General features: G+C 58.6%; 9 protein-coding genes and 1 riboswitch. Of the genes, 4 read left to right on the top strand and 5 right to left on the bottom strand.

Features of this window, described 5'->3' with window-relative positions; translation table 11 throughout:
• Nucleotides 1-273 (top strand): TCP-1/cpn60 chaperonin family protein (locus tag BMZ36_RS12040; RefSeq protein WP_281242250.1); only part of this gene is annotated, 273 nt, incomplete at its 5' end.
• Between the two features lie 135 nt (nt 274-408).
• Here BMZ36_RS12040 and BMZ36_RS12035 read toward each other — a convergent pair.
• The 4 genes from BMZ36_RS12035 to BMZ36_RS12020 all read right to left on the bottom strand — a co-directional run bounded on the left by BMZ36_RS12035 (nt 409) and on the right by BMZ36_RS12020 (nt 4,715).
• Nucleotides 409-1,581, bottom strand: coding sequence for an NAD(P)H-dependent flavin oxidoreductase (locus tag BMZ36_RS12035; RefSeq protein ID WP_091196860.1), 1,173 nt, complete (start codon nt 1,579-1,581; stop codon nt 409-411).
• 115 nt (nt 1,582-1,696) lie between these two features.
• Nucleotides 1,697-2,374 carry an anaerobic ribonucleoside-triphosphate reductase activating protein gene (locus BMZ36_RS12030; RefSeq protein ID WP_245747914.1) on the bottom strand — a complete coding sequence of 226 codons (678 nt, stop codon included), beginning with the start codon at nt 2,372-2,374 and terminating at the stop codon, nt 1,697-1,699.
• A 74-nt stretch (nt 2,375-2,448) separates the two neighbouring features.
• Nucleotides 2,449-2,637: an anaerobic ribonucleoside-triphosphate reductase gene (gene nrdD / locus BMZ36_RS12025; RefSeq protein WP_091196831.1), complete on the bottom strand. Its 189-nt coding sequence runs from the start codon at nt 2,635-2,637 to the stop codon at nt 2,449-2,451.
• Between the two features lie 77 nt (nt 2,638-2,714).
• A complete protein-coding gene (locus BMZ36_RS12020) occupies nt 2,715-4,715 on the bottom strand; it encodes a ribonucleoside triphosphate reductase (RefSeq protein ID WP_091196826.1) in 2,001 nt (666 codons plus the stop codon).
• A gap of 331 nt (nt 4,716-5,046) precedes the next feature.
• Here BMZ36_RS12020 and BMZ36_RS12015 point away from each other — a divergent pair, with 331 nt between their 5' ends.
• A complete protein-coding gene (locus tag BMZ36_RS12015) occupies nt 5,047-6,636 on the top strand; it encodes a response regulator (protein ID WP_177187878.1) in 1,590 nt (529 codons plus the stop codon).
• A gap of 3 nt (nt 6,637-6,639) precedes the next feature.
• Here BMZ36_RS12015 and BMZ36_RS12010 read toward each other — a convergent pair whose 3' ends face one another.
• Nucleotides 6,640-7,899, bottom strand: a complete 1,260-nt coding sequence (locus BMZ36_RS12010) for a YihY family inner membrane protein (RefSeq protein WP_177187877.1) — start codon at nt 7,897-7,899, stop codon at nt 6,640-6,642.
• Between the two features lie 174 nt (nt 7,900-8,073).
• Nucleotides 8,074-8,143, top strand: a riboswitch (S-adenosyl-L-homocysteine riboswitch).
• 165 nt (nt 8,144-8,308) lie between these two features.
• On the opposite strand from BMZ36_RS12010, the gene metK reads away from it, so the two are divergent.
• Nucleotides 8,309-9,475: a methionine adenosyltransferase gene (gene metK / locus BMZ36_RS12005; protein ID WP_091196817.1), complete on the top strand. Its 1,167-nt coding sequence runs from the start codon at nt 8,309-8,311 to the stop codon at nt 9,473-9,475.
• Between the two features lie 179 nt (nt 9,476-9,654).
• Nucleotides 9,655-10,938: a nucleotide sugar dehydrogenase gene (locus tag BMZ36_RS12000; protein WP_091196814.1), complete on the top strand. Its 1,284-nt coding sequence runs from the start codon at nt 9,655-9,657 to the stop codon at nt 10,936-10,938.
• The last annotated feature ends 12 nt before the right edge of the window (nt 10,939-10,950 follow it).

The raw sequence follows: 10,950 nt of genomic DNA, 5'->3' as shown, positions 1-10,950 counted from the left end.
TGCGGCGACGAGCCGTCCGTGGTCGTGAACAAGGTGCTGGAAGGCAAGGGCAACTTCGGCTACAACGCTTCGACCTCCGTCTATGGCGACATGGTGGAAATGGGCGTACTGGATCCGACCAAGGTAACCCGTTCCGCACTGCAGAACGCAGCCTCCGTGGCCGGTCTGATGCTGACCACCGATGCCATGGTGGCCGAACTGCCGAAGGAAGAAAATGCTGCTCCGGATATGGGCGGCATGGGCGGTATGGGTGGCATGGGCGGCATGATGTAATTCCGCTTTACCCAAAGCACCTGGCAAAACGCCGTTCCCGCAAGGGACGGCGTTTTGTTTTTCGGGCAGAAGGGAAAATCGCAGGCAAGAAAAATGCCGCCCCTGCAAGGCGGCATTTTTATGGAGAGGCTGAGCTCAAACCGTTTGCAGGTCGGCGGGTTTTTCGCCAGTCAGCATATAGGTCAAGAGTTCGCGCACGCTGCGAATCTGGTCGCCGAACGGCAGCGGGTCCGCACCGCGGAAGAACAGGCCCTTGCCGACTTCGCCGCGCATGGCCGAAGAAAGCTTCATGTCGATGCAGAACTGGCCGGCTTTGGCCAAGCCATCGCGCAAACCGCATACAGACAGACAGTTCAGCCCTTGCGTGCAGCGCGCCAAGTCGGCCTTGGCGTTGGCCTGCAGCTTGTCCAAGCGGCCGAGGTAGGTCTTCAGCCACGGGGTCATGACCGCACGAGCCGGCAGTCCGGCCACGCTCATGAATTCGACGATGTCTTCTTTCCTGGCGGTAGCCAATACTTCCTTGAAATTCTGGTGGGCGTCGCACTCCTTGGTCACGGCAAAGGCCGTACCCAGCTGCACCGCCGAAGCGCCTTGTGCGAGGTAGTGCTTGACCTTGTCGAAGCTGTTAATGCCGCCAGCCACAATCAAGGGGATGCGGTCCATGGCGATTTCCAGCGTTTCGAACAGGGCTCGCGTCTCGCTCAATACGCGTTCAAAACAAAATTTCGGATCGTTCAGGCTTTCAACATTGGGGGCGCCAAGGTGGCCGGCGGCATGGCCCGGATGCTCGATGACGATGGCATCGGGCAGGCGACCCTTTTTCATCCAGCGTTTGAGTACCACGCCGATACCGCGGGAATCCGAAAGGATCGGAATCAGCGCCACGTTGGGATAATCGGCGGTCATTTCCGGCAGATCCAGCGGCAGTCCGGCGCCCATGACAATGGCATCGGCACCGGATTCACACGCCTGGCGTACATACCTGGCATGGGCATCGACCGCCTTCATGACGTTGACCGCGACCATGCCATTACCTTGCGCCGTTTCCTTGGCAAGCCTGATTTCGCGGTCCAGCGCTACACAGTTGAGCGCGTCCAGCTCATCCTGGAGCTTGGTTTTTTTGCTGGCTTCAACCAAATCCTCGTGGTGATGCCGCAAGTCCACGCTCGCAATCGTACCCACTGCACCTTCCCTGGCGACCGCGCCGGCAAGCCGGTGCGCAGAGATACCGACGCCCATACCGCCTTGAACAACCGGCAGGAGCGACTTGCCTTTGATGATGAGAGAAGGAAGGCTGTGAGCGATCATGAAAAAACCCTTCAAATTGACTGGCAACAACAAGCGGCGGCCCCATACCACGGATGACGCCGAAACGAACAAGGTTACAGGATTATCAAAGTATTGTCTTGGCGGGTCGACGAAATCAGGCGGCGCGCAATGTGAAATGCTCAAAGGCTTGCCGGAGCGTTTCGAGCGTTTTTTCTGCCGGGTAATCGCTTGATATGCCTTGCGCAAGCAATTGGGCATCATCGCAGCCGTGGGGTCGGAATTTTTGCAGGGCATAGTGGTGGATGCCGGCAGCGGCCAGTATCCGGCCGATTTCCAGCAGGTCGGCGTCGGAGAGCAAGTCCGGGTGGACAGTGGTGCGGCACTCGAAATCGACCCCGCTGTCGATGACCTGCTGCAACGACTGGATGGCGGCTTCGCCGCTGCCCTTGGCACAAGTGACGCGCAGGTATTCCGGGAACGGAGCCTTGACGTCGAAACCGACCCAATCGACCCAAGGCAGGCACTCGCGCAAGCGGTTGGGGTAGCCACCGCCGGTATGCAGCGCCACGCCAAAGCCCATGGCGTTGACCTGTTGCATCATGGCGGGCAGTTGCGGCTCAGCCAGCGGCTCGCCGCCACAGAACACCAGACCGTCCAGCAAACCCTTGCGCGATTCCAGCCAGGCAACGACTTCCTCCCACGAAGGAGAGCCGGGCTCCTTGCTGCGGGTTTGCAGGTGCGGGTTGTGGCAATAGCGGCAACGCCACGGGCAACCGGAGATGAAGACCACGGCCGCGAGCTTGCCGGGCCAGTCACAACTGGAAAAGCGCACAAAGCCCCCGAGCTTGGGCGCGCGGGGGCTTGCGGGATGGACCTCAGTGGCGTCAGGACCAGTCGAGGCGGGGCTTACTTGCAGCATGGCTCGTTGAAGAATTTGCGCTCGGCAAACTCGGATTTTTTACCCACATTGAAGGCGGAAACCGGGCGGTGGTAGCCCATGACGCGGGTCCACACTTCACAGCGGGTACGCTCTTCGTCCTTCAGGATGGTCTGGCCGGCTGTTTGCGGTTTTTCTTGTACGGAAACGGCAGTCATTTCAATTTCTCCTGTCGATTGATTGGTATTCCAGTCGTGAGCGGAAGTTCCCCTCCGCCCGATTTGTTGCGTTGGTATTAGTTGCAGCAAGATGCCGGATTCTTCTTGGCGATCAGTTCTTCGTCGCACTTCGGACAGAACTCGTGATGTCCGGAGATGTAGCCGTGCTTCGGGCAGATCGAGAACGTCGGCGAAACCGTGATGTACGGCAGGCGGAATTTCTCCAGCGAGCGCTTGACCAATTGCTTGCAGGCTGCGGCGCTCGATACGGCCTCGTTCATGTACAAATGCTGCACGGTGCCGCCGGTGTATTTGCGCTGCAATTCTTCCTGCTTGGCCAGTACTTCAAACGGATCGTCACTAAAGCCGACCGGCAGTTGCGACGAGTTGGTGTAGTACGGAGCCTCTTCAGTCCCGGCTTGCAGGATGGTCGGATAGCGCTTCTTGTCTTCCTTGGCGAAGCGGTAAGTGGTGCCCTCGGCCGGGGTCGCTTCCAGGTTGTACAGATGGCCGGTTTCTTCCTGGAATTCGGTCATCTTGGCACGAATGTGGTCGAGCAGCTTCACGGCAAACGCGTGACCTTCCGGCGTGGTGATGTCATGTGCATCGTCCGTGAAATTGCGGATCATCTCGTTCACGCCGTTGATGCCGATCGTGGAGAAGTGATTGCGCAGCGTCCCCAGATAACGCTTGGTATACGGATACAGACCGGACTGGATCAGGCGCTCGACGATCTTGCGCTTGATTTCCAGCGATTGCTTCGCCAGATCGAGCAATTCGTCGATGCGGGCATAGACGCCGGCTTCATTGCCCTTGAATTCAAAGCCAATCCGGGCGCAGTTGATCGTAACCACGCCCAGCGACCCGGTTTGTTCGGCTGAACCGAACAGGCCGTTGCCGCGCTTCAGCAATTCGCGCAGGTCAAGCTGCAGGCGGCAGCACATCGAGCGCACCATCTGCGGTTCCAGATCGGAATTCAGGAAGTTCTGGAAGTACGGCAGGCCGTATTTCGCGGTCATTTCGAACAGCAAATCGGTGTTCGGGTGATCCCACGGGAAATCGTTGGTGATGTTGTAGGTCGGGATCGGGAACGTGAACACGCGGCCCTTGGCATCGCCTTCCATCATCACTTCGATGTAGGCCTTGTTGATCATGTCCATTTCGGCCTGCAGGTCGCCGTAGGTGAACGGCATTTCCTTGCCCCCGACATACGGAATCTGTTCGCGCAGGTCTTCCGGGCAGACCCAGTCGAAAGTCAGGTTGGTGAACGGCGTCTGGGTACCCCAGCGGCTCGGCACATTCAGGTTGTAGATCAGTTCCTGAATGAACTGCTTCACCTGATGGTATTGCAGGTTATCCGTGCGGACGAACGGCGCCATGTAGGTATCGAACGAGCTGAACGCCTGCGCACCGGCCCATTCGTTCTGCAGGGTACCGAGGAAGTTGACGATCTGGCCGATGGCGGCGGAGAAGTGCTTCGGCGCCTTGGCTTCGACCTTGCCCGGCACGCCGTTGAAGCCTTCATGCAGCAGGCGGCGCAGCGACCAGCCGGCGCAGTAGCCGGACAGCATGTCGAGATCGTGGATATGTACGGCGCCGCAGCGGTGGGCGTTGCCGACTTCGGGCGGGTAGACGTGGTTCAGCCAGTAGTTGGCGATCACCTTGCCCGACGTGTTCAGAATCATGCCGCCCAGGCTCCAGCCCTGGTTGGCGTTGGCGTTCACGCGCCAGTCGGATTGGTCGAGGTATTCGTTGATGCTCGATTCGACATCGACCACGGTGCGTACGTCGTTGCGCAGGCGCGTGTGTTGACTGCGGTAGGCGATGTAGGCGCGGGCGGTCTTGATGTGATGCAGGCCCAGCAGTGTTTCTTCGACGACGTCCTGGATGGTTTCGATGGCGGGGGTAATGTCCCGCGGCAATTGTTCAACGACCAGAAGCGCCAGGCGATCGGCCTTGGTGGCATCAAACTCGCCTGTCACCGCACCCGCTTGGGCAAGCGCTGACGCGATCTTCTTGATGTCAAATGGAACAACGCGGCCGTCGCGCTTGAGTACATACTGCGGGTGTCCGTTCATTGCTTCTCCTCGACCGTTGAAATCTGAAATTTACTAGATCGGCACTATATCTTGTGCCTTCGCCCATGACGAGACACAAAATAGAGTGCGCTTGATGGTTGTCAAATACTGACTGAACGCCCCCAAAACACCCTCATATTATCCCCAGAAATTATCAACAGGGACTTGTTGCAGGACGGGCGAACGCTTTGAGCGCAGGATGTTCTTGCGCAAAAAATGGGCAAAAAACCGGATTGGCGCACGGAGTTTGTCACTCGTGAATATTGCACTTACACTTGGTCGTATCGGAGTACATTGGCAACAAAACCGGATTGCGAAAAAAGGAAGCGCGATGAGCACGGAAGGGGAAAACTGGCTTGAAGATGACACCGGCACAGATACCAATGCGGCAGAGTGTCCGCCATGGAACGTGCTGGTAGTGGACGACGAGCCGGATGTCCATCATGTCACCCGACTGGCGCTGTCCAATATCGATTTTCTGGGGCGCCCCCTCAATATCATCAGCTGCTATACCGGCGCCGAGGCGATCAGTCTGCTCAAGAGCCGTTCCGACATTGCGCTGATCCTGCTGGATGTCGTCATGGAATCGGAAAATGCCGGGTTAAAAGTGGCTCGCGTGATTCGCGACGAACTGGAAAACCACACTGTGCGCATCATCCTGCGCACCGGGCAACCGGGCGTCGCCCCCGAACGGCAGGTAATCGAAACCTACGACATCAACGACTACAAATCGAAGATCGAGCTCACCCGTGACAAGCTGTATACCGCCGTATTGGGTTCGCTGCGCTCCTACAACGACATCGTAACCATCGACCACCAGCGGCAGATGCTGGATGCGAACCGGCGCGGGCTGTTGAAGGTCATTGAGGCTTCGCGCGCAATTTTCCGCCAGCAGTCGCTACGCCAGTTTGCCCAAGGGGTATTGGAACAACTGCAATCCCTGCTTTTTTTCGAACAGGAAGCGCTTTACGTGGTCGTGCAAGGCGGCCTGGCAGCACTGGCCGGGCAGGATGGCGACATCAAGGTCATGTATGCCACCGGCAATTACCAGCGCCTGTGCGGCAGCGCGCTGGACAATGGCGAGCTGGAGCACTTTCGCCCGTCCATCGAACAAGCGGTTCGCGAAGGACGCAGCATCTACGCCCAGGACCACTTTGTAGGCTTTTTCCGCTCCCCGCATGGACCGGCCAACCTGCTGATCATTGATGGCCCGGTGGCGCTATCCAAGCCGGACGAGGGTCTGGTCGAACTCTATTGCCGCAACGTAGCCATCGCATACGAAAACCTCATGCTGTCGCAAGAGGTGGAAGACACGCAGCGAACAGTCATCTACAACCTGTCTGAAGTCGTCGAACATCGTTCGGCAAGCGCAGGCAACCACATTCGGCGCATGGCTGAGTATTGCTGGCTACTGGCCAAGGAAATGGGACTGGAAGACGAAGATGCGGAAATCATTCGTGCAGCCAGCCCCCTGCATGATGCTGGCAAAGTGGCCATACCGGATGCCGTTCTCAACAAGCCGGGGCCGCTGACCCCCGACGAGCGCAACATCATTACGGAGCACGCGGAAATCGGCTACGAAATCTTCAAGGAATCCCGCCCGCGCATTCTCAAGCTGGCCGCGACCATCGCCAAGGAACACCATGAAAAATGGGATGGCAGTGGCTATCCGCAAGGGCTGTCGGGCGAGTCCATCTCGCTGGCGGCGCGAATCGTGGCATTGGCAGACGTCTACGATGCACTCTCGCAATCAAGGTGTTACAAGGACGCCTGGCCGCAAGAAGAAGTTCTGCAAACCATCAGGGCCGGGCGCGGCCACCACTTTGACCCCAAGGTGGTGGATGCCTTTTTCCGTGCCTTGCCGAAGATCGACGAGATCCGCAGCCGTTTCCCGGACGGCGACACCTCGACGACCGGTTAAAAATCAGGCGCTTTCAGGCGAGGCGGGCTCTGCTGTGGGGGGCTCGCCGCGCTCCGGAGAGCGCAGCAGCGAAACCTGTCGCGCATACTCCGCCATGGTCAATTCCAGCGGCTCACGCATTTGAAGCATGAGGGGTGCCAGCGCTTGCTCCTTGCCGGTTTGCAGCGGGGTCACCACCTGCTCGAAGACTTCGATGAGGCGAATCTGCCCCAGATCCACGGCCAAAAGCCAGTTTCCGTCCCGGCTGGCTTCCACCCACTTCTTCTGCGCCATGCATTCCAGCAACTGATTGGCGACATCGATGCCGATCCCGGCGCGCCGGCGCAGGGTATTGATGTGAAGCACCTCTCCGTCATGATGGGCCCTGGACAGGGCGAGCAGCAGCAGCATGGCCTGCTCGAAGCGGGTATTGTGGCCACGCGGCCAGCGCCAAGCATCGTTATGCCAGTAGGACAGGCACGCGGAGAGAACTGCGCCCGCCAGGACAATTACCCAACTGACATATAACCAGATCAGGAAAATGGGCAAGCTTGAAAAAGTGCCGTAAACCAGTTTGAAAGTACCGAAATTCTTGATGTACAGACCAAACAGCGACTTCATCAGGCTGAGAAGCGTAGCCGTGACCAGGGCGGCAATAAGTGCGTGGTTACGGGGAACGTAACAGTTGGGAACCGCGACAAACAACATGAACAGCATCAGGAAAACCAGCAGCCACGGCCCCATGTTCAGCAGTGGCACTCCCATGCCGGAAAGCTGCGCGGCAAATCCGCGGGGCAGCATGGACGTGAGGGAAAAACTTAATCCGATCAGCAGGGGCCCCAGCGTAAGCGCCGCCCAGTACATCATGGTACGGGCAAGCGGGTTGCGGGTACGCGGCACCCCCCAAATCTGGTTCAGGGTTTTTTCGATGGTGAACATCATCAGAAAAGCAGTGGCCGCCAAGCCGACCATGCCCATGGCAGTCAGATTCTCGGCATTCTCCGAAAACTGCCGCATGTAGATGCCGATGACTTTCCCCGAAGCATCGGGCACCAGATTGGCAATCACGAAAGACCTGAACTTGACGCTATAGTTGCCAAACATCGGAAAAGCGGAAAACAGGGTCAAGGCGATGGTGAACAACGGAACGATCGCCAGCAGCGAAGTGTAAGTCAGGCTGCCTGCGGTCTGCAGGCAACGATCGGCGATGAGTCGCCCCCAGACAAAGCGGCCAAAACCGGCTGTGCGTCGACAGGACTGAATTGAGGGCAGGCGAAACGGCATGAGGCTTTCCGGTAAACGGGCGGCCCCTATCATAACCCAGCCCGAAAATGCCGCAAATTGACGGGGCATATGCATCGCCGGGCGATGTACATCAGAAGCGCCTCCGACCGACAAACGGGATTTGACCGGTTGCTCCAGTCTGTATGTCGCAAAAAAAGCGGGGTATAATCGCCGCCAGCCAAGGGGCGCTGCGACGGGACTTCCCGCCAGGCTTGGCTTCATCCAATAACGGCGCTCACGTCTTTGATTTCTTTTGCTTTGAACAAAGAAAGCAGGGCGTGATGCGTGCCACCATTTCGTCACCTCCCCCTGTCAGACTCTCTCGCCGCGCAGTTGCCGGCAGAGATGAACGAGCGTAAATACCGCGCAGCCCAATTCTGCGCCAGACAAGGAACAAGGAAGCGTACCCATGAAAGATTTTCTCTTTACCTCCGAATCGGTCTCCGAAGGCCATCCGGACAAAGTTGCGGACCAGATCTCCGATGCCATTCTCGATGCCATTCTGGCTCAGGACAAGCATGGCCGCGTCGCAGCCGAAACGCTGGTCAATACCGGGCTGGTTGTCCTGGCCGGCGAAATCACCACGACAGCCAATATCGACTACATCCAGATCGCGCGCGATACCGTCAAGCGCATCGGCTATGACAGCTCCGACATCGGGTTCGATTACAAAACCTGCGCCGTTCTGGTGGCTTACGACAAGCAATCGCCGGATATCGCCCAAGGCGTGAATGAAGGCCAGGGGCTGGATCTGGACATGGGCGCAGGCGACCAGGGATTGATGTTCGGTTACGCCTGCGACGAAACCCCGCAGCTGATGCCGGCTCCGATCTACTATGCCCACCGCCTGATGCAGCGCCAGTCCGAACTGCGCAAGGATGGCCGACTGCCATGGCTGCGCCCAGACGCCAAGTCGCAGGTCACACTGCGCTATGACGCCGAAACCGGCAAGATTCTGGAAGTCGATACCATTGTGCTCTCGACCCAGCATCATCCGGACATCAGCCACGCCCAGCTTTCCGAAGCCGTGATCGAAGAGATCATCAAGCCGGTGATGCCGAAAGAGTGGATGAAGAATCCGCGCTTCCTCGTCAACCCGACCGGTCGTTTCGTCATCGGCGGCCCAATGGGCGATTGCGGTCTGACCGGGCGCAAGATCATCGTCGACACCTACGGCGGCGCAGCCCCGCACGGCGGCGGCGCGTTCTCCGGCAAGGATCCGTCCAAGGTCGACCGCTCCGCAGCCTACGCCGGCCGTTACGTGGCCAAGAACATCGTCGCGGCCGGTATCGCCAAGCAGTGCGAGGTGCAGGTCGCCTACGCGATCGGCGTCGCCAAGCCGGTATCGATCATGGTCGACACCTGGGGCACCAGCAAATTCACCAACGACCAGATCGTCGAACTTATCCGCCGTAACTTTGACCTGCGCCCGAAGGGCATCATCCAGGAGCTCGACCTGTTGCGCCCGATCTACTCGCGCACTGCAGCTTACGGCCACTTCGGCCGCGAAGAACCGGATTTCAGCTGGGAACGCACCGACAAGGTGGAACAACTGAGGGCCGATGCCGGTTTGTAAACCAGGCAAGCCGTCTCTATAAAAAAGGGAGCGTTCTGCTCCCTTTTTTGTTGCCTGCGCACAGGCCATGCATGCACTTGTCATTGCACTCGGGGGGGAAGCTGCCACAATGAAAATGAATCGCAATACGAGATCAATCCCGCGATCGGCCCGCCTTCACGGCGGAGAGGGGGCGCAACATGGATCAGACAATTGCTGTCATCGGCTTGGGATACGTTGGACTCCCCCTGGCGGTCGAATTTGGTAAACGTTTCCCGACTATCGGATTCGATACCTCAAAAAAATTGGTCAACGAGTACCGTGAAGGCATCGACCCCCACGGCAACCTGCCCTCTTCCGACCTGAAGCAAGCCACGAAGCTGGAATTCACCTGTTCGCCCGAACCGCTGCGGGAGGCCGACTACCTGATCGTGGCCGTTCCCACCCCGGTCAACATTGCCCACCAGCCCGATTTCGGGCCGTTGATCGCAGCCAGCCAAGAGGCGGGGCGGTATATGAAACAGGGGGCCGTGGTGATTTACGAATCGACCGTCTACCCCGGCGCCACGGAAGAAATCTGCATCCCCGAGCTGGAACGCGCATCCGGGATGGTCTGGCGTCGCGATTTCCATGTCGGCTATTCGCCGGAGCGCATCAACCCGGGCGATACGCTGCACACGCTGACCGAAGTCACCAAGATCGTGTCCGGAGACGACGCGAAAACCCTCGACCGCATTGCCACGCTCTACGAATCCATTCTTGCAAAAGGGGTGTACCGCGCCTCTTCGATCAAAGTAGCCGAAGCGGCCAAAGTCATCGAAAACACACAGCGCGACCTGAACATTGCGTTGATGAACGAGCTGGCGATCATCTTCCACCAAGTCGGCATCGATACCGCAGAGGTTCTGGAAGCCGCCGGTACCAAGTGGAATTTCCTGCCCTTCCGCCCTGGCCTGGTCGGCGGACACTGCATCGGTGTCGACCCCTATTACCTGACCTACAAAGCAGAAACGCTGGGGTACTTCCCCGAAGTCATCCTGGCCGGGCGGCGCATCAACGACCACATGGGCAAGTTCGTCGCCGAACAGACGGTTAAAAACATCATCCAGACCGGCTTGCCAATCCAGGGGGCGGTCGTAAACGTGCTGGGGCTGACCTTCAAGGAAAACTGTCCCGACCTGCGAAATACCCGCGTGGTAGATATCGTCAAGGAATTGAAAAGCTACGGCATTGAGGTTCATGTCCACGATCCCGTCGCTGATGTCGAAGAAGCCCGGACGGAATACGGCATCGAATTGACCGCATGGGATGCGCTGCCTCAGGCACAAGGGCTGATTGCCGCAGTCGCTCACCGGTCGTTGTTACAACGCCCCCTGGAAGACTATCGGGCCAAGCTGGCTGCAGGCGGCGTTTTCATGGACGTGAAGAGCAGCCATGACGCGGCCAGCCTGCAAGCCTGGGGCTATCGGGTCTGGCGCCTGTAGGGCGGAGGAGGG

Source organism: Formivibrio citricus, assembly GCF_900115065.1.
GTDB classification, from domain to species: Bacteria; Pseudomonadota; Gammaproteobacteria; order Burkholderiales; family Chitinibacteraceae; genus Formivibrio; species Formivibrio citricus.
This window is presented reverse-complemented; position numbering and strand designations above follow the sequence as displayed.